The organism is Pirellulales bacterium, assembly GCA_035656635.1.
In the GTDB taxonomy this organism is placed as follows: domain Bacteria; phylum Planctomycetota; class Planctomycetia; order Pirellulales; family JADZDJ01; genus DATJYL01.
On record DASRSD010000009.1, the window covers coordinates 1 to 19677 of the forward strand.

17 protein-coding genes are annotated in these 19677 nt (G+C 55.8%); 6 read left to right on the plus strand and 11 right to left on the minus strand.

Features of this window, described 5'->3' with window-relative positions:
* The 4 genes from VFE46_00865 to VFE46_00880 form a co-directional block, all read right to left on the minus strand.
* The coding region (locus VFE46_00865; GenBank protein HZZ26527.1) for a 6-phosphofructokinase at window positions 1-1090 on the minus strand (1090 nt) is incomplete at its 3' end.
* A gap of 157 nt (window positions 1091-1247) precedes the next feature.
* On the minus strand, window positions 1248-2591 hold the full coding sequence (accC, locus tag VFE46_00870; protein ID HZZ26528.1) for an acetyl-CoA carboxylase biotin carboxylase subunit: 1344 nt from the start codon (window positions 2589-2591) through the stop codon (window positions 1248-1250).
* Between the two features lie 128 nt (window positions 2592-2719).
* On the minus strand, window positions 2720-3217 hold the full coding sequence (gene accB, locus VFE46_00875; protein ID HZZ26529.1) for an acetyl-CoA carboxylase biotin carboxyl carrier protein: 498 nt from the start codon (window positions 3215-3217) through the stop codon (window positions 2720-2722).
* A 53-nt stretch (window positions 3218-3270) separates the two neighbouring features.
* Window positions 3271-4368: a Xaa-Pro peptidase family protein gene (locus VFE46_00880; GenBank protein ID HZZ26530.1), complete on the minus strand. Its 1098-nt coding sequence runs from the start codon at window positions 4366-4368 to the stop codon at window positions 3271-3273.
* Between the two features lie 252 nt (window positions 4369-4620).
* Here VFE46_00880 and VFE46_00885 point away from each other — a divergent pair, with 252 nt between their 5' ends.
* The 4 genes from VFE46_00885 to VFE46_00900 all read left to right on the plus strand — a co-directional run bounded on the left by VFE46_00885 (window position 4621) and on the right by VFE46_00900 (window position 7965).
* Window positions 4621-5094 carry a hypothetical protein gene (locus tag VFE46_00885; protein HZZ26531.1) on the plus strand — a complete coding sequence of 158 codons (474 nt, stop codon included), beginning with the start codon at window positions 4621-4623 and terminating at the stop codon, window positions 5092-5094.
* 366 nt (window positions 5095-5460) lie between these two features.
* Window positions 5461-6072: a class I SAM-dependent methyltransferase gene (locus VFE46_00890; protein ID HZZ26532.1), complete on the plus strand. Its 612-nt coding sequence runs from the start codon at window positions 5461-5463 to the stop codon at window positions 6070-6072.
* Window positions 6073-6089: 17 nt separating this feature from the next.
* Entirely contained in the window at window positions 6090-7001 is a 912-nt protein-coding gene (larB, locus tag VFE46_00895) for a nickel pincer cofactor biosynthesis protein LarB (protein ID HZZ26533.1), read from the plus strand.
* Window positions 7002-7113: 112 nt separating this feature from the next.
* Window positions 7114-7965 (plus strand): NAD(P)H-hydrate dehydratase, encoded by an 852-nt coding sequence (locus tag VFE46_00900; protein ID HZZ26534.1) that lies wholly within the window; start codon window positions 7114-7116, stop codon window positions 7963-7965.
* A gap of 103 nt (window positions 7966-8068) precedes the next feature.
* Here the strand turns inward: VFE46_00900 and VFE46_00905 are convergent, their stop codons facing one another.
* A complete protein-coding gene (locus tag VFE46_00905) occupies window positions 8069-8536 on the minus strand; it encodes a hypothetical protein (protein HZZ26535.1) in 468 nt (155 codons plus the stop codon).
* Between the two features lie 416 nt (window positions 8537-8952).
* Here VFE46_00905 and tatC point away from each other — a divergent pair, with 416 nt between their 5' ends.
* Window positions 8953-9999, plus strand: coding sequence for a twin-arginine translocase subunit TatC (gene tatC, locus VFE46_00910; protein ID HZZ26536.1), 1047 nt, complete (start codon window positions 8953-8955; stop codon window positions 9997-9999).
* Window positions 10000-10006: 7 nt separating this feature from the next.
* Here the strand turns inward: tatC and VFE46_00915 are convergent, their stop codons facing one another.
* The 5 genes from VFE46_00915 to ribH all read right to left on the minus strand — a co-directional run bounded on the left by VFE46_00915 (window position 10007) and on the right by ribH (window position 15786).
* Entirely contained in the window at window positions 10007-10354 is a 348-nt protein-coding gene (locus VFE46_00915) for a P-II family nitrogen regulator (protein HZZ26537.1), read from the minus strand.
* 1056 nt (window positions 10355-11410) lie between these two features.
* A complete protein-coding gene (locus VFE46_00920) occupies window positions 11411-13021 on the minus strand; it encodes a porin (GenBank protein ID HZZ26538.1) in 1611 nt (536 codons plus the stop codon).
* Between the two features lie 601 nt (window positions 13022-13622).
* Window positions 13623-14681: a signal recognition particle-docking protein FtsY gene (gene ftsY, locus VFE46_00925; GenBank protein HZZ26539.1), complete on the minus strand. Its 1059-nt coding sequence runs from the start codon at window positions 14679-14681 to the stop codon at window positions 13623-13625.
* A 22-nt stretch (window positions 14682-14703) separates the two neighbouring features.
* Window positions 14704-15120, minus strand: a complete 417-nt coding sequence (gene nusB / locus VFE46_00930) for a transcription antitermination factor NusB (protein HZZ26540.1) — start codon at window positions 15118-15120, stop codon at window positions 14704-14706.
* Window positions 15121-15234: 114 nt separating this feature from the next.
* Window positions 15235-15786 (minus strand): 6,7-dimethyl-8-ribityllumazine synthase, encoded by a 552-nt coding sequence (ribH, locus tag VFE46_00935; protein HZZ26541.1) that lies wholly within the window; start codon window positions 15784-15786, stop codon window positions 15235-15237.
* Window positions 15787-16408: 622 nt separating this feature from the next.
* Here ribH and VFE46_00940 point away from each other — a divergent pair.
* Entirely contained in the window at window positions 16409-16636 is a 228-nt protein-coding gene (locus VFE46_00940) for a hypothetical protein (protein HZZ26542.1), read from the plus strand.
* Window positions 16637-17608: 972 nt separating this feature from the next.
* Here the strand turns inward: VFE46_00940 and rho are convergent.
* The gene (gene rho, locus VFE46_00945; GenBank protein ID HZZ26543.1) at window positions 17609-19105 is read right to left on the minus strand and encodes a transcription termination factor Rho; all 1497 of its coding nucleotides are present in this window, start codon (window positions 19103-19105) and stop codon (window positions 17609-17611) included.
* Between the last annotated feature and the right edge of the window lie 572 nt (window positions 19106-19677).

Below are 19677 nucleotides of genomic sequence, written 5' to 3' on the forward strand. Positions count from 1 at the left end.
CGAAAGCGTGCGGCCGAGAACAACGGGCTTCATAACCTAATTGCAGGCCGATAACCCGACGATCCTTTCCGGTTTGTTTCCTATATTCGTCGGTCACATATCTGGCCAAGCGGCGATTCAAATTCACTTGGGCCACGGAAATGTGCTTGTGTTCGTCGCGGGGAATATCTTTCAGATACGCAGCCGGCAAATACTCGGCCAACCCCTCGGCCACCACAATCACGCCGTATTGCTTGCCTTCTTTTTCCTCGCGAACCCGCATCGATTTGACGATTCGCTTGACGACCGCATCCACATTCATAATTTCGCGGGTGATTGTTTGACCAGTTTCCTCATCCTGGGATTCCTCCATCGCCAGGTAATCGCCATGAATATCTTCCACGCTAATTACCAGGCTGGCTTCGCCGGCAATCGCCGCACCGTAAGCTAGCCAACCGGCGCTGCGCCCCATGGTCTCGGCCAAGTAGTACACGCGTGTGGCCTCGGCATCGTACAGCAAGTTGCGAATTTCGCCGGCCAGGGTGTCAACGGCGGTGAAATAGCCAAACGTGAAATCGATGCCGGTATAGTCGTTGTCGATGGTCTTCGGCAAATGCACGACGGGAATGTGACGCGCTTCCGCCGGCAGTCGATCTTGAAACAATTTGAGCTTGTTGGCAGTTTTCAGCGTGTCGTCGCCGCCGATGGAAATTAAAGCATCGATTTTCAGCGAACACAATGCCTCATACACCGTTCGCAGGGGCTTCACTTTCTCTTGGTCTTCAAAATGACTGGGATGAGAAACGAGCTTTCCGGGGTTGGCCCGTGCCGTGCCGATCAAAATACCTTGCGAATTGCGCACCCGGCGCATTAAACGGGGCGTCATCGTCAAAAAATCTTTGCCTTCCGTCAGCGGGCGTTCAGGATTGAACTGCACAAGATTGGAGTAACCATTCAAAATGCCGATGACTTCCACGCCGTTGCGCATGAACGAGTCTGCAGCGGCAGAAATCACGGCGTTGGCTGCCGGGGCCGGGCCGCCGGCAAACACAATGCCAACTTTATGAATGGGCGTTTGTGCATGGGGTGGGGGTGAAAGCGGACTGGACATAAAAGCTCCGAACACATGATTGGTGAACTGCGCCCACAGTATAGAAAACCGCCGTCAATTCTGGTAGCGGTGGAATCGGTCTATCCGCTTGCGGTTTAGCCGCGAGCCAAGAGGCGAGCGATCTCACGCCTTAATGCCACACCCTTCGCGCCTGGCTTCACCCTAAGAATGTCCGCTCCACAAACGTAGTGTCGATGCGGCATTCGTGAAATGCAGTGTGGGCGAGAATTTTTTGATGCAACGGCACCGTAGTTTTTATGCCGCGCACTTCCAGCTCCGCCAGCGCCCGTTGCATGGTGTCGATCGCCCCGGCCCGTGTCGGCTGGTGGACAATCAGCTTGCCAATCATCGAATCGTAATACGGCGAAACGGTGTATCCCGAAAAGGCGTGTGAATCCCAACGCACGCCAAAACCGCCGGGGGCAATGAGTCGCTCAATTTTCCCGGGGCACGGTTGGAAATTGCGTGCCGGATCTTCCGCGTTAATCCGGCATTCTAATGCCGCACCCCGCTGTTGCACGTCGCTTTGGCTAAACCACAACTTTTCGCCAGCCGCAATGCGGATTTGAGATTTTATCAAATCAATTCCCGTCACCATTTCGGTCACGGGATGCTCCACCTGAATCCGCGCGTTGACTTCAATGAAATAAAAGTTGCCGCTTTGATCGACGATGAACTCCACGGTGCCGGCGTTGGTGTAGCCAGCGGCTTTTACCAATCGCACGGCGGCTTCACACATGGCCTGGCGGGTTTCCGGCGTGAGATGGGCGGCAGGACTTTCTTCGACCAGCTTTTGGTGCCGTCGTTGAGTGGAACATTCGCGCTCGAACAAATGCAGGGCGTTGCCGTGCTGGTCTGCCAGAATCTGCACTTCCACATGCCGAGGCCGCTCCACGTAGCGCTCCAAATATATGCCGGCGTTGCCGAAAGCCGCTTCCGCTTCCGCCGCTGCCTGCTGCAGGGCGCTTTTCAATGTCAAATCGTTGGCCGCCACCCGCATGCCACGCCCGCCGCCTCCGGCCGTGGCTTTAATCAACACCGGAAAGCCGATTTCGTGTGCCAGCCGCACCGCTTCCTTTTCGCCAGCCACCAGCCCATCGCTGCCGGGCACTACCGGCACTTTGGCATCGCGCGCAATTTTGCGGGCCGTGTTTTTATCGCCCAACTTGGCCATAGCCTCCGGCGAGGGGCCGATGAAATCGATATTGCAGCTGCGGCAGATTTCGTTGAAGTGGGCATTTTCCGACAGAAATCCGTAGCCCGGATGCAGTGCTTGCACATTGCCAATTTCCGCCGCGCTGATGACTCGATCGATTTTCAAATAACTGTCGGCGGCTTTCGGCGGACCGACGCAATAGGCTTCGTCAGCCAAATCGAGGTAGTGCGCCCCCCGATCGGCCTCGCTGAAAATTGCCACCGTCTCGATGCCCAACTCGCGGCAAGCGCGGATAATCCGCAATGCAATTTCACCGCGGTTGGCCACCAAAATGCGTTTGAACATGGCGGGAGCGATTCGCGATTAGCAACTAGCGATTAGCAACTAGCACGAGAAGCTAAAGCGCCGAGGGGATGGAGTTTTTTCAGGTGCCGAAGCCAGCCGCCAGATGCGCGTCGCCGGTTTGCTGGGCCTCATTTCCTCGTATCGATTTTGAATAGCGGCTGGCCGAATTCCACGGGCGCGCCGTTTTCCACCAGCACGGCCGCCACTTGGCCGGAAATTTCCGCTGGAATTTCATTGAACACTTTCATGGCCTCAATGATGCACACAATGGTTTCGGGGCCGACATGGGCGCCCACTTTCACAAATGGCGGCGATTCAGGGCCGGAAGCGGAATAGAACGTGCCCACCATTGGGCTTTTGATCACTGCCATGTCGGCACTATCAGCCGCAGCGGTCGGCGCCATGGACGGAGCCGACGAAGAACTGCTCGCCGCCGCCGGCAAAGCGCCTAGATAAGGCGGCGCCATCATGCCGACAATTGGTTCCGCACCCCTTCGCAGCCGAACACGCTGATCTCCCTGCCGCAGGTCGATTTCGGCCAGGTCGTGCTCCTTCATCAGCTCGATGAGGCGGCGCACTTTTTTCACATCGAAAATGTCGCCAGCGCCTGACCCGGGGTTGGACATGGTGTATTTCGGATTTGGCTCCACCACAGGGTGTCGCTGTTTGATTTTCGGTTTCAATTCACTGCCACAATCGTTTCGTGCCACTGCTTGGGCACGCTGGTCAGCACTTCGCAACCACCGCGGGTGACTAGCACGTCGTCTTCAATCCGCACGCCACCGAAACCTGGCAGATAAATGCCCGGCTCGACGGTCATGACCATTCCCGGCTCCAGCTTCATCGTTTGTTTTCTGCTGAAGCGTGGATCCTCATGAATTTGCAGCCCCAGGCTGTGTCCTAGTCCGTGGCCGAACTGCTTCCCATAGCCGGCTTTTTCAATCACATTGCGGGCCGCGGCATCGATTTCTCCGCAAGTTCGTCCCGGACGAATGGCGTCGATGGCCGTGAGTTGCGCCTGCAACACAACTTCATAAATCCGTTGGAGTTTGGGCGGGATTTTACCGGTCACCAAAGTTCGGGTCAAGTCGCTCATGTACAGCCGGCCCAGAGCGCCCCAATCGATGAGAATGAAATCGGCATCCCCCACTTTTCGCAGTCCGGGTCGATAATGGGGCAAAGCGGCCCGATCTCCCACGCCCACAATCGGCGTAAAACTAGCGCCGCGACCGCCAAACAGCCGCATCTGGCTGTCCAGCGCGTCGGCAATTTCCTTTTCGGTTTGCTCCGGCCGCAGCGCCGCCCGGACAACGGCAAACGCCTTTTCGGCAATTGCCACCGCCTGGCGGATTTCGGCAATCTCCTCTTTATCCTTGATCATCCGCAGTTGTTCGACCAGACCGGAGGTGGTGACGAACTCTACCTTCTCTGCCTTTTCGGCCAGCCGCTGATGATAGCCGACGGTCATCGAATCCCCTTCGACCCCCAGCCGTGATACTTTGGCTTGTTTGAGCACCTTCATCGTGCCATCGAGCATCGCTTGGCCCGGCTGCCGGATGTGCAAATTCAATCTGGGGCACTCTTCCTCCAATTGCGTCGTGTAGCGTGCATCACTAATCAGCACCTCGCCACTGCGCGTGATCAACAGATAACTATCATCGCCGGTGAAGCCTGTCAGATAAGTGACATTGGGATAATTGGTAACCAATAGCGTATCAACGCTGGCTTTGCTGAGCAGCTTGCGCAGCCGGTCGCGCCGGGAGGCAAAGTATTCCATGGGGTAATTTTCCTCGGTATCGTCTGGTTGCAAATCCTTTAGGTGGCTGCCAAATTGCTAACATGCGGCGTCGCGCATGGCAAGATGAAATCGAGTAGAATCAAACCGATAACCGGTGGCGAGGTCGTATTTCTTACCGGATGGAAACATCAACTAATGGTAATTTCCTCGTCCGATCACTAACAATTGTCCGTCAGTTCCTTTTTCGAATGTTGTCAGATCGAACGGGGATGAACTCTTTAGGATGGCGATATGCGAAAGCTATTTACCTGTCTGGGCGTCGTTTTTGGCGTGATCATTATTGCCATCATCCTCGCATTTGCAGTTTTCCTTCCTCGGGCTTTCAAACTTAGCGGCGAGGCAACAGCCTATCTTGAGACCGAGGTGCCCAAAATTGTTGAGCATTGGAATTCTCAAGAGTTGATCGATGCGGCCACTCCTGAGCTGATCTCCGCGGCAAAGTCGTCGGATGGCATCGAGCGGCTGTTCACGATGTTTCGGCAGCTTGGTGCGCTTAAGCATCTGGACAAACCGCACGGAGAAATCATTGTTAATACCTCGACAAACCATGGATCGGAAACGACCGGTAATTACACCATTCCGGCTGATTTTGAAAAGGGCTCCGCCACCATCCACGTTCAACTTCTCAGAAACGGCGGGGGTTGGAAGATCAACGGATTTCACATCGACTCCGAGGCGTTTCTTCCACCCAAGAACGAACAGTGAAGCAATTTTTAGGATTGGCCGGAAAATTCATGCGATGGTTGTGGCCGTTCAATCAACTGTCGTGGCCGTGGTTGGCATTCACAAAAGAAACGAAGATCTTTATGCTCTGGAAACTGTCAGCTCGCCGTAGTGAACCGGCGCCTAAACACTTGATTGTTTTCGAGAGCCGCAGGCCACCAACCATGAGCACTTCACTTTTCACCTATGCTAGCACCCCGCGAGTTGCCACCGGATTTTAAAGCGTGGAACCGAAGGTGGCACGCACCGTTTGGCCGCCGCAGGTTTTTGCCGCGGTCCCTTCGCAATTCGTGGCTTGATATCAAATACCGGGGACCATTCAGTTGCCAAACCAACAACGCCACGCGCGTGTTCGAATATCCCTGGGCGGCGGCGGAAATCAACAAGCTTGGAAAGCACTTGGACATTCTGGAAGTAGGCGGCGGCCTGTCTGGCTTGCAATTTACCCTGGCCTCACAGGGACACCAGGTAACGAACGTTGACCCTGGTCTGGAAGCCGAAGGTGTGGGGTTTGAGCTGCCCACCGGCACTCATCGCCGGATGTGCAGTATCTTTGGCGCGCCAGTGAGATTGATTTCCACTACCATTCAAGCGGCAAAATTGCCGGATCAATCGTTCGATGTCATTCTGAGTCTCTCGGCGTTGGAGCATTTTAGCCCGGCGGATGTTTGTGGATTCGCACACGAGGTCAAACGCCTCTTGCGACCACAAGGGAGATTGATCATGACGGCCGATTTGTTCATCGACGTGCAGCCGTTTTGCAGCCAGCCATCCAATAAATGGGGCACGAACATTAACCTCAAATCATTTCTGGAAATGGCGCAGCTCCAATTGCTGTTGGGAAATCGCGCCGAATTGTGCGGATTCGACGAATTCAAGGCGGATGCCATTCTCGGCAACAGCAGCAATTATCTATTGGTGCCTCCCTCGTTCGTGCAGTGCGTGATTGCCGGTCGTTAGCGAGGAACCGCCTCTGCATGGGTGGCACCCACTCCAAGTTGAATTGTTCCCCCATCGAAAGCCGCCAGCCGGTTCGCTACGATGAGGGAATGGAGCGGAAACCAGCCATTCTCGGAACGACGGACACGACGCACACGCAACAACTGGCGGAGCGGTTGCAGCGTGGAGAGTTGTCGTTGGATGTTTTCTTGCGCAGCCTCATCCAGCCAAAAACGGCGGATTTGGGCGATGTGCAACTGGACCTCGATCGCCGCCGCCGCTGCGGTTATCCCGAAGTAGTATTTGGCGAAGGGAAAACATTGGCCACGTTGGAGCGGCTGTTCGAGCGGATGCTGGACGAAGGCATCGACGTACTGGCCACACGCATTGCTCCCGAGGTTGCAGCGGGGCTTGGCAAACGGTTTCCTGCGGCAAAATACAACGAAGTTGGGCGAACATTTCGTGTGTCGGTCAAAAAACCGGCCAAGGCGCCGGGCTGGGCACCGTCGAGTTCGGATTCGCCAGATACAAAGCGAAAACCGTTCGTCGCCATTGTCACCGCGGGAACTACCGATATTCCCGTGGCTGAAGAAGCGCGGGAAACATTGTCATGGATGGGGGTGGAAACCACGCTGATTCAGGATGTCGGCGTGGCTGGACCGCATCGCTTGCCGGAAAAATTGCCTTTGCTCGACGGAGCAGCGGCTGTGATTGTTGTGGCCGGCATGGAAGGCGCGCTGCCCAGCGTGGTAGGCGGATATGTCCCCTGCCCCGTGATTGCAGTTCCCACCAGCGTGGGTTACGGAGCCAGTTGCGGGGGGCTAGCCGCATTATTAAGCATGCTTAACAGCTGCGCGGCAAACGTCACGGTGGTAAATGTCGATGCCGGGTTCAAAGCCGGTTATGTCGCCGGGTTAATTGCTCACGGCACGGCGGCACGATCGGCATAACCGGTGCTTTCCATCAGCTAAAATTGGGGCCTGCGGCTGTTCGCATTTCCGCCATTGCACAGCATAATTCCTTTGTTCCGACATTCTGAGTCCCGAACTTTGGACCACGCTTATGTCTTCCCCGCCGCTGCCTAAAGTGCCGCCGCGTGCGCCCGATAGCCACAAAGGAACGTTTGGCCACACACTGCTTGTAGGCGGATCTAAGGGAATGGCGGGAGCAATTTCACTTTCCGGCATGGCTGCGCTCCGCAGCGGGGCTGGTCTTGTGACGATAGCCACTTCCGAAGCCTGTCAGCCAATTGTTGCCGGCTTTGAACCCTCGTACATGACGGTGCCATTGCCGTGCGATGAGCAAGGCCGCTTGGCGAAAACCGCCCATCGGCGAATTGCCGAAGTGGCCGCCAAATGCACGACCATTGGTTGTGGGCCGGGCATGCAAGTGACGCCCGATGTCGATTATCTTGTGGGTCGCATGTACTTTGAATTCGCGCAGCCAATGGTGTTCGATGCCGACGCGCTGAATGCCTTGGCCACACAACCTGATTTGTTTTCGCGGCATGCCGGCCCGAGAGTTGTCACACCGCATCCGGGCGAATTTGCGCGGCTGGCGGGCATTGCCAGGCTTGATCCGGCAGAGCGGGAAGATCGTGCCAAAGATTTTGCGATCCGCGGGAAGGTGATTGTGGTACTCAAAGGGCACCACACCATTGTGACCGATGGCCGAGAACTGTACTTAAACAATACCGGCAATCCAGGCATGGCCACTGGTGGTTGCGGTGACGTGCTAACCGGAATTATCACGGCGCTGTTGGGGCAAGGTTTATCGCCGTTTGAGGCCGCTCAATTGGGCGTTCATGTGCACGGACTGGCCGGCGATTTGGCGGCCGAAGCGCTGGGCCAAGTTTCGCTGATCGCCAGCGATTTGCTCCGCTTCTTGCCCGACGCATTCAAGCGTGTGGCCTAGGATAATGCCACAGACGTCCGGACGGGGTTTTCCACCTCTGTGCCAGCTGCGCTGTTGGAAAGCCAACAGTAGCACACAACCGAGTGATCAAAGCCGCTCCTGCTCACCAATAGTACGCGCCGACAAATGCTCGCCGTGGAAAACGATAGACCGGCGCCGCATAGAAAAACGGCGCGGCGGAATAATACGGACCGGGTGCTGCTGAATAATAAGTGGGAGCATAGTAGGTTGTGTACGGTGCCGGATAGTAATACGAAGAATAGTACGGCGGATAGTACCCAGCATACCTGCTGGGGGAATACCCATAATACGGCACGTATCCGTAATAGCCGCCGTAACCCCAACGCGCGGGTTGAACTTTGATTTCTGTTCGATCTTTCATCGTAAGAATGGCGTTGCGCACCGGCGCATCGGACGGACCAATATCAGCCTGCATAATAGGTTGATCGGCCGTGCGAACCGGTACTTTGGAAGCCGCCGCCGCAACACTCGCCGAAATGGCCCACACAATGGCGGCCGCGCCGATTACCCACCACCACCACCAACTGTTGGTCAAAGTTCTGGTCGACATGTTGGCCCTCCTGAGTTTGCGCCACAAATTCCGGCGCCGGGCTAAGATTGACCGCTCTCCACCACAACCTCCTGCAATTCTATCCCTTGGCCGCAAAATTGCCAGAGTCATTATAGGCGGCTACTGCTGGCCGGCTAACCGCCAGCGCTTGGCCGGTTTAGGCCGCTGCCCGCTTGCGGTGGGGCGTAATATGATGGAAGTTTCAGCAGTCGGGGATTTGACGTTTCCGCTTGAATTGAAGGAAAACGTGGGTGGCTCGGTCGAGGTCGTCGTTCGGCACAGAGGATCTTGGCAGGTCGAACCCAGGAATTTGAGCCGCTGGGGACTTATTTTGTTCGTCCCCAGCCATTCGCGATAAAACGTGGATTGAAGACCATTTCATCATTGAACCCATTGTCCCCGCCGTCGCCGTCACTATGAGCAAGCTGCACGACGACGAATTCAAAGGCTCCGTAATGACCTTCGGGGAACATTTGCTAGAGCTGCGCAGCTGTTTGTGGCGAGCAATCATTGGTTTAGCGGTCGGTTCATTGCTGGGGTTTTTTCTGGCTGACTCGATTGTGCGATTCATCCAAAGTCCGTTGGAAAACGCGCTGCAAGCGTATTACCGCAGTGCCGCCATCGATGAACTGCACAAAATGAATTCCAATCCTAGCGAGGCCGACATTGCGCGCGTGGAAGCGGAAGGAATGGTATTCGAGCGTGTGTATGTCGATCCCCAACAATTGGCCGAGACATTCGGAAAAACGCGCCCTGATTTAGTTCCTCAACCTGCGCCCGCGTTACAGCAACCGTCGCTGGTTTCGCCTGCCCCTCAACAACCCGCGGCTGGTTCTCAACCGCAGGCCAGCCCATCGATGGGACTGCGAGAAGTGCTGCTGTGGCACAAGCTCGATAACGATCCGCGCACCCATACCAAAAGCCTCAGTGGGCAAGAACCCTTCATGATTTGGCTCAAGGCGGCTCTGATTGCCGGCTTTGTGATTGCCAGCCCGTGGATTTTTTATCAACTGTGGTCATTCGTCGCCGTTGGATTGTATGCCAAAGAAAAGAAGCTGGTGCGCGTCTACTTGCCGATGAGCCTGGGGCTATTTTTGCTGGGCGTATACATGTCTTACTTCGTGTTTCCGCCGATCTTGAAGTTTTTCCTCAGCTTTAACCGCTCGATGGGCATCGATCCAGAGCCGCGAATCAGCGAGTGGCTTAGCTTCGTGCTGTTTCTGCCCCTGGGCTTTGGGTTGGCGTTCCAGTTGCCGCTGGTGATGCTGTTTTTGGAGCGCGTGGGGATCTTCACCATCCGCTCCTACTTGAGCAATTGGCGAATTTCGGTACTCGTCATCTGGGTGATTGCCGCGGTCTTGACGCCGGGCGACCCGTACAGCATTTTCTTTCTGGCCGTGCCACTGATGCTGCTATTTTTCGGCGGTATTTTGCTCTGCCGCTGGTGGCCGCGGGGAAGCTAAGGGCCTGCTAGATGGCTTCTCCGCCCCGTTCACCGGTGCGGATGCGGATGCAATCTTCCAAAGGCAGCACGAAAATTTTGCCGTCACCAATTTCGCCATTGGGCGCTGTCCGGCCCCCCTTGATAATGGCGTTGATCGTGGGCTCGACGAAATTCTCATTCACGGCGATTTGCAGTTGCACCTTGCGTAGCAAGTTCACGCTGATTTCGTGGCCGCGATACAGTTCGGCGTGCCCCTTTTGCCGTCCAAAGCCTTGCACATCCATCACCGTTAGGCGGAACACCTCGACTTCGGTAAGTGCCGCTTTGACGGCCTCCAGTCGGCTAGGCTGAATGATGGCAATGATCAGCTTCATGGATTGGTTCGCACCGATTGAATAGTTTTCAGCGTCGTGACCGAAGACCACGGAACGATCAAAGTAGTTACTAAATACGATGTTAGTAGACGGGCGCCGCTGCAACAAGCCCGACCTCGGAGCCAGTCAGCGCATAAAAAATGCCCCGGCTTGAGCAGGCTAGGCGGAGCGCCTACCCAAGCCATTGGGGCATCCTTCTGGCCCAGGCATGAGCCGGAAGTTTTTCAAATGATTGGGTTGAATCGCAGCTGCCAGACACGCCCAGGAAGCGGCAGAACGAGATTTAGGCTACCTGATTCAGCTTGGAGAGTGCAGGCGGCTAATTTGTACTTGGCTTCCCCAAAGCCAGCGGGGCGCGCTAGCCGACCTCGCATTTCCACGGATCGATCATTTCGGAAAGTTAAAATAGGTATCACGAGCTGCTTGGCAGTTGAACGCCCAACTTTTCTTCTGCAAACAGCCCGTGATACCCCACACACGCGCTTCTGGCGTCATCATGACGCACTGCCACACCACACGTCGCAAAAGAACGCCTGCGGAAAGCCATGGCATTCTTTGATTTCTGTTTCGCTTCGGAATTCCGGGCCCGTCGGAATTCCGACATTGTTCAAACCAACCGGTATCGATCTCGAAGAGGCTCGCCAGTTCACCGTTTCGCAAACCGGCGAGCCCCACGTTTTTGGTTGTTGTGCCTTCTGCAAGCGCTATGCCAACTCCGAAAGTATCGGGCCGAAGATGGTGGCGGGGCGACAGTACAAGGTTGTCGGATAGGGACTTAGAAACATCCGAACAACTGCAAATCTATTTGGCTTCCATCCGCATGCTCGCAATCCTGCCCGCTTTGCAGGCAAGCCTCGCTGCGCGGCCGCGCAGAATGATGTGCACCTTTGGCAATAAGATGCCAATGGAATTTGCCACCCGCACCCCCCGCCCAGTTAACCATGGAAGTAAGTTTTCAACCCCTGGACAAATCAAAAAAAGCCCACGGGTTTTATCCCGTGGGCTTTGGAACTGTCATGCTAACCGGCTTCGATTGAAGCCGAGATCGAACTCAACTTACCACTGGTAGATGGCATCCAAACCGAACAAGAACTGATTCTTGCTGTTTCCATCGTTGTATGGCTCAGCCGTTCCGCCTGTGGAAGCCGCGCCAGGAGCACCCGTGTACCAGTCGTAGCGAATTTCCGGACGCAGCGAGAAGTTGCCGTTCGGCTTGTAGTTCAAGCCAATCGACGTTTCGTAGAAGCTGCCTGCAAATCCGCTGAAGAACGGATCGCCATTATCGACGGCCCGAATCGGTTCCGTCACGACGAAGCCATTCTGATCCTTGAACCACTCAAACCGACAGCCGAGAGTCCAGCAGCAGTTGATTTTGTAGAACAAGTATTGATTGACGCCGTACCAGGTAGCCGTGTTCGAGCCAGTGGCGTCGGTCGCATTGGCTTGCCAACCGTCATCGTTTTGGAACACATAAGTCCAACGGCTGGTAAGGTTGCGGGTCCACACGGTGCTGATCATAGTACGATTGGCAAACGGTCCCGTACCCGAAGTATTCACAGTGCTCTCATCACCCGTGATGATCGAAAAAGCCAGGCTGCCGTAATCCTTGTCGGTATACGTGATGCCGCCGAGGAACTGGGCGCCTTCTTCCAGCGTGAAATCGTTCCAACCGGCCACTACGCCCGCGCTCCATGCCCAGTTGTCGTTGATGTTGCGGCTGGCCAACACGCCGGTGTGCGTGAACGGTTCGCCATATTGCATGGTGTAGGCGTGCGTGTAGAAGAAGTTGCCGATATCGGGGACCACTTCGTAACCAATGATGGTATAAAAGTGACCCCATTTAATCCGGAGATCGTCGTAGTCGGTCTCAGCATACAATTGCGGCATGGCCAAGCCGTAGTCGAAGCTGTTGGCGCTGGTATTCCAGCGGGGAACGTTGCCGCGCGAGGTGCCGTCCAAGCCGGCAGCCGTGGTGTAGATGTAATCGCTTCCCCACATGAAGTCGATATCGCCGCCGATAAACCAACCGCAGTTCTTGCTCAAGTCAGCTTTCGTGCGTTGTAGCACGGCGTAAGCCTGATTGAGCTCGCCATCATCACGGTCTGCAAAGGTCACTGGGCCATTAAAGTTGCTGGCCGGATTCTCGCTGTTGCCCATGATGCCGCCGGAAACCCAGCCGGTCAGTGTGCTTTCTTTTTCTTTCAAGCAGCAGCAATCATCGAATAAGTGGCAAGTTGTGACGTCGGGGCAAGTTAACGGGCAGCTGTCGCACCAGCACATGCACGGATGCAGTTTGCAGCAGCAGTGCAGCCAGTGTGGGAGTTTCTCGTGGCAGCAGCCGTTGCAATCGCAGCAAGTGTCGCAACCGCAGCCATTGCTGCAAGAGTTGCAAGAGCTGGAGCACGCCGGAGCAGCGGCATTGCAGCTGGTGTCACACGACGGAGCAGCCGCAGTGCCGCTATCGCTAGGAGCGGGAGCCGCGGGAGCAGCCGGCGCTGCCGGAGCGGGGGCTGCCGGAGCAGCCTGCTGCGAGGCATTGTAGTAATCGTAATTGCCGTACTCATAGGCCGACGGCGTTAACGAACGTGTGGGGGTATCGGCGAAGGCCATTGCGGTCGTAAAACCACCGGCCACGGCGATCACAATCGCCAGTTTTGTGCGATTCATGGTCCAAGACTCCAATCCGTTAAAGACGCTGGGGGACGGGCGTGAATCCGTCACGCCCTGCATGATGGTAGGTCGGTTAACACGGCGGGATGGTACGGAGAGAGCCGCCTTCTGCTTCGGCTCCGATACCACGATTAGCTATCGGCCCTGCCGCGAATGAAATTCTTCCGAAAATTGTGGCACGCGTGGCCGTGCGCCCGAAGAAATTCTAAAAAAGTAAGACCTTGACGTTCATGCCGAAGAGAACGTTGACAAACTTTTCCGCCTGCGAAAAGTTTGTCGAATGCAGCAACCTTGACAGCCTAGCCTCGAATCGAGCAGCCGTCGGCAAAACGAAGAAAAGTCGGAACGTCATTGTAGCGCAGCCTGCGCAAATGCACAGAAAAATAAGCCTGTGGCGAGCAAAAGAGGCCACCGCGAATACGCTCGCTGAACTTACGCGCGGCGTTGAGAGCATTGGGCCCGCTGAAGGCGGCAACACCTTGGGCGCAATCTACGGCGGCAAATTGTCAGCAATGGAACGTCAACCCAATTGAACGTCGCCCAGTTGCTTCGGATCCCAGTATTTCCATCAACGCGATCGTTACCATCGGTTGGCCCATCACGGCTGCTCGACCGCTTCGAACATGGCATCGACGAACTCCTCAGGCCGAAAAACCGCTAAATCTTCCGCCTTTTCCCCCACCCCGACCAATTTCACCGGCAGGCCGAATTGCTGACGAATGGGCACAATCACGCCCCCTTTCGCCGTGCCATCGATCTTTGCTAGCACAATGCCGGTACATTTTACCGCATCGGAAAATCCTCGCGCCTGACTGATGCCATTCTGCCCGGCCGTGGCATCCAGCACCAGCAGCACTTCGTGCGGGGCCTCGGGGATTTGCTTGGCAATTACGCGGTGAATTTTGCTCAGCTCGGCCATCAAATTTTGCTGGGTTTGCAACCGGCCCGCAGTATCGACAATGCAGACATCCGCCTGGGTATCGATGGCCTGTTTGACGGCGGCAAAGGCCACGCTGGCCGGGTCGCTTCCCGGCGCTCCTTTCACCACGCTGGCTCCTAGCCGCTGCGCCCAAATGCCCAGTTGCTCCACTGCAGCCGCTCGAAACGTATCGCCGGCGCCTAGCACCACTTTTTTGCCGTCCGATAAAAACATCTTCGCCAGCTTGGCAATGCTCGTGGTTTTTCCCGAGCCGTTTACCCCGCAAACCATGATGACTGTCGGCCCGGCCGCCGCTAATTTCAGCGGCGCTTCGTCTTGGGCCATCAATTCCTTAAGTTTGCTTTTGACGACGTCAAGCGCATCGTCCATGTGAATCACGCGTGCCCGAAATTGCGTGCCGATTTCTTCAGCAACTTGATTAGCGCCTTGTGGCCCCATGTCGGTGCGGACCAGTTTGCTGCGTAATTCTTCCAGAAAGGCATCGTCGACCAGCCGCCCTTCCCCTTTGAAGATGTCGCGAATGTCGGTTTGCAGCAGTTGCTTGGTCTTTTTCAGTCCCTGGGTCAGACGAGAAAAAAAACCAGCGCGGGCTGGTTTCGCTTCGGAGGAAGTTGTTTCCGCGGAATTCGGTTTCGCAACCGCCTCATCCGAAACCGACGCAGTGTCAGCGGATACTGTTGTCGCGCTTGATTTTTTGAAGCGATCTAATAAACCCATGCGTTTTCAATTCCTCGAATTTCTAAGCAGGATTTTTTCCGTGTCCCTCAATAAACTTATCCAAAATTCCGTTCACGAACTGTGCGCTTTGCGCTGCCCCAAACCGTTTGGCCAATTCCAGGGCCTCATTAATTGCCACCGCACCGGGCGTGCCGGCGTACAAAATTTCGTAGGCGCCCAGGCGCAGCACATTCCGATCGGTCGCCGCCATTCGCTCCAGGCTCCAATTTTCCGCGGTCTTCACCAGCAGCGCATCCAATTCCGGCCGATTGCGCCGCACCCCGTCAATCAGCGATTGGGCGAAGGCGATCAAATCTTCATCTTCCTGCAAGCGCGAGCGCAAAAAGTCCGTCCGATCCGTCGGCTTCGCGCCGGCGTTCAAATCGTCCTGATATAAAATTTGCAGGGCAACTTCTCGAGCTTTAGATCGCTTGGCCATGGATGCAAGGAACGAAAAAATGCGGGTTAGGGGCTTTCGAACCGGTCGATGAAGGCCCGATTCAGTGACCTAGAAAACTTAGCTGACCATCCGTGAAATCGCGGGAGAACTATTTTATCGCTGGGGGAGTTTTCGCAGCAGGCTCACCATTTCCAGAGCGGCCGTGGCACATTCTACTCCTTTGTTACTGACAACCGCCTTGGTGGGCGCCGGTTTTACGCCGCCGGCTGCTGCTTTGTTGGCTACGCCGCTCGCCGTGATTTGGTGCGGCACGCTTTCGGCGGAGCGCTCCAGCGCCTGCTCCACCGTATCGCACGTCAGCACGCCGAACAAGACCGGTACGCCGTGCCGCAAGTTCGCTTCCATAATTCCTAAGCTTACGGCCCGATTAATGTGCTGATCGTGCGTGGTATCGCCGCGAATGACCGCGCCCAGGCAGAGTACGGCGGCGTACTTCCCGCTGTCTGCCATTTTGTCGGCGATCAACGGAATTTCAAACGCTCCCGGAACCCAGGCCACATCGATCGCCTCTTCGGCCACGCCCGCCGATTTTAGCGTGGCCTGCGCCCCGGCCAGCAACTTCGCCGTGATAGCCTCATTATATCGCGAGACAACAATCGCAAATCGCCCGGCCGTACCAGTTATTTCGCCGTGAAAATTGGTCATGGAAAGATTATATCTCAACCGACCGACGGAACCAATTCGATACATCGCCTTTAAGCCGCCAAGCCATACCTAGCGCGCTTTGTAATGTGAATCGTGTATGATGTGGGGATGGAACGTCCAATTGAATCTACTGATCCGGAACGCGAAAAGAGTCTAGGGCCCTCCTTCTCGGCTATCATGCGGGTATGAAGCCTCCGATCAATCGCAATGATTTTCTGTGGTTCGTGGGTCTATTGTTGGTTTCAGCCGGAATTTATTTCTTCGGCGGGCTCGGCATCAAAAGACTGGGCCCGCTGGCTCCGGTTTGGTTGGCGCGCGCGGCTGCCAGTCTATTAGTCGTGTGCTTCTTGGCCGCAATCGGCGGGAGTGCCGGCGCGCTATTCAAAAGAAAACTGCTGGGGGCTGTAATTTTTGGCGGGGTAGCAGCGTTTTGCATGGTAGTGATCTTCGTGCCGAACCGTTTTTAATTCGCGACATGAGTTTTTGGGCAGGATTCTTAGTTTTTGGGCGACTCGATGTTTTTAGGCCAGAAAACTGGCTGCAAACCTACCGGCACGCTTTGCAAAGCAAATCGGGTGTGGGTTACAATTTGTGAGCTGGTTCGCTTTCTCAAAGGTGCCTGATGAAATTGATTCGCTTTTACGGTCACTTCGCAGCCGCGTACGGAACCATTTGGCTCATCTTTGTGCTGTCGGCTCTCTTCTCAAACCACGTCGAGACCGGTGAATTTGGCTTGTATGGGTTTCCGGCAATCGCACTGGCATATGCGGTGGTCCGAACAATAACCGGTAGCCATGGCTCGGCGAGACAACGCCGGGTTAATCACTTGGAAAATCTGCGCCAGCCATAATTGCCAGGGTTAGACCGTCCAGAGAATTTCAAACGGACCGGTAACTCCTAGCGCTCACGCTTTGCCAGGCGAACCGGGTATGATGGGGGCGTGAAATCATATCGCCCACTTCTCATTGCAGTGCTCTGTACGGCAGCGTTACTGGGCGCAGGCTTGTGGACGCGGCGCCAGGCGATGGTGACTGGCCTTCAGTCTGCCCTCGCCCCGGCCCTTCATCCACTTCGGAACGAGTATCCATCGGTGGTGTCCGCCGAACAGGCGCGAGAAATAGAGCAGCGTGAACGGGCGTTAAGCGATGAACTGCACTTGGAATCGGCGCGCTGGTCGATCGCGGCATATGCTCTCTTTGCATCAGCCGGAGCTGCGCTGTGCCTGGGAGCTGGGCTTCAGCTCCGTGCCGTATCTACTCAATAATTTTGAGCTGGCCTACCCGTACCAAAATTCCCAGGATTAGACTGAGTCACTACCCTTGGCGATCAGGCTTTGCCAGGCGAATCGGAGATGATGTGGGGATGCGATTCAAGCTGCGATTTCGTTTGCGGACAATGTTCGTTGGTACTGCCATTTGTGCCATCTGCTTGCGCGGCCCGTGGTTTTGAGCATGGCTAGGATCGTTGAAGGAGCAAAATGCGAAGAGGGAATCCCCCCCTTTTGATAAGTTTGTATCAATCGGCGACAGCGGTCGCAAGCTACCGTGGCACATTCGTAGCTACGCCATCTTTCTAACGAGCCTGTGGCCAAGGCGCCGGAATACACGCAGGCTGCCTCCACGCCGCTGGCGCAGGAAGTGAAAGAAGGGACGCAGACGATCGAAATCAAGGTGCCCTAGTCAGCGTGAAGTGCGGCGATGTGCATTTGCCTGCCGCAGCCGACGTGGCCGTCCGGGCTAAGCGATGGCAATTACGCTATGCGTTGCCCGTTGCTCGTCCCGTGCCCCTCGTCCCTCGGCTCTCAATCCTCGTCCCTCGCCCCTCACCCCTTCATGTTCATGCTCATCAGAAACTCGCCGTTGGTTTTGCACTTTTGCAACCGGCCGGTGAGAAATTCCATGGCGTCGGGCGGGTTCATGTCATGTAGCACGCGGCGCAAAATGCTGATGCGACGATGTTCTTCCGGGTCCAACAGCATTTCTTCGCGGCGGGTGCCGCTTTTGGAAATATCGATCGAAGGCCAAATCCGCTTATCGACCAACGACCGGTCCAGCACAATTTCCAAATTCCCGGTCCCTTTGAATTCCTCAAAAATTACTTCGTCCATGCGGCTGCCGGTGTCGACCAGGGCCGTAGCCAAAATGGTGAGCGAGCCCCCCTCCTCCACCTTGCGGGCCGAGCCGAAAAACTTCTTCGGCCGCTGCAGCGCATTGGCATCCACGCCGCCGGAAAGCACGCGGCCGGAGCTGGGACACTCGGAGTTGTGGGCCCGGGCCAAACGCGTGATGGAATCGAGAAAAATAATCACGTCGTAGCCGAATTCGACCATGCGCTTGGCTTTTTCGATGACCATGTCCGCCACTTGAATGTGCCGGGCGGAATCTTCATCGAACGTGCTGCTAATTACTTCGCACTGGGGGCCCTTCACTTGCCGCTCCATGTCGGTCACTTCTTCCGGCCGCTCGTCGATCAGCAGCATGATGACGTACACATCCGGAAAATTCTGCAGCACCGCCTTCGCCATTTTTTGGAGCAAAATGGTTTTGCCGGCCCGCGGCGGGCTGACAATCAGCCCGCGCTGACCAAACCCGATAGGCACAATTAAATCGACGACGCGCATTTCCAATTCGTCGGTTGCGGTTTCCAGCACAATTCGCTTGTCGGGATGCAGCGGGGTAAGATCGTCGAAGAAAATTTTCTCGCCCAATTTGTTCGGATCGTCGCCGTTGATGGCTTCCACCCGCAACAGCGCAAAATAACGTTCGTTCTCCTTGGGCGGCCGAATTTGCCCGGCCACCGTCGTGCCAGTGCGCAGACCGAAGCGGCGGATTTGGCTGGGAGAAACGTAAATGTCGTCGGGGCAGGAAAGATAATGGTAATCCGGGCTGCGCAAAAAGCCGAAGCCATCGGGCAGAATTTCCAGCGTTCCTTCGCCGAACATCAGGCCGTTCATCTTCACGCGCTCTTTCAACAACTTGAAGATCAAATCTTGGCGGCGGATGCCGGCGATTTCCGGCAGATTTTCCTTGCGCGCTTCCTCGATGAGCTGCGTGGTGCTCATTTTTTGCAGCTCGGCAATGTGAATATCGCCAGCCTGCTTTACCGTTTCGTAATGCTCGTGAACGATGTCGGTTTCGCCGGCATCCACTTGCTCGGCAATTTCCTCGGCCAGCGAAAGAGGCTCTCCTTCGGCTTCCAATTGAGCTTCAATTTCGTCTAGCGTGCGGCGGGCGCGGCCATCGGCCTCAGGAGGGTTGCCGCCAAAAGCGTGGGGGCCGCCGCCTTGGCGTGACGTGTGAGCAGTTTTCGATTCCGACATAACCAAATCAGGGGTAAAAGTGAGGAATTAAGATTCGTGGGAAGAGCGGGATGAAAAGCGAAATGGCAAGCCGTGTCGAATTGCCGAAGGCGGAAACGTTTTGTGGTTCAGCGGTCGAAGCCGCCAAGCGACAACCAACCGCAAACTCACCCCGCAGCTCTTTCAACTGAGGGGTGCTGCGACGTTTTCGACGTTTTAACTTCGTTCAGTCCGACAACTTCATGTTGTCCATGGGATGTGATGAATGGGAAGTGCGAATGATGTGCCGAGGTGCGACAGGGCCGATGTTTTCCTCCATCCGCCTGCTGCCGAGTGCTAGTGCGCCGCTGGGGCGCGGGGATAATTATCGATGGGTCTTCCAATGATTTTGGGTGGGAAGCCAAACGTTGCAGAAGGGTTGACCAGCGACGAATGTGCGCCAATCGTTTGGCAACCGTGTTCCTAAGCCTTGGGGCCTACCAGGGTTTGCCAGCAGCGTTCGACCTGTGATTGAATATAGCTTACATCTTGCGAATTATCCAGCACGAAATCTGCCAGCCGCCGTTTTTCCTCGACCGGCTCCTGCGCAGCCT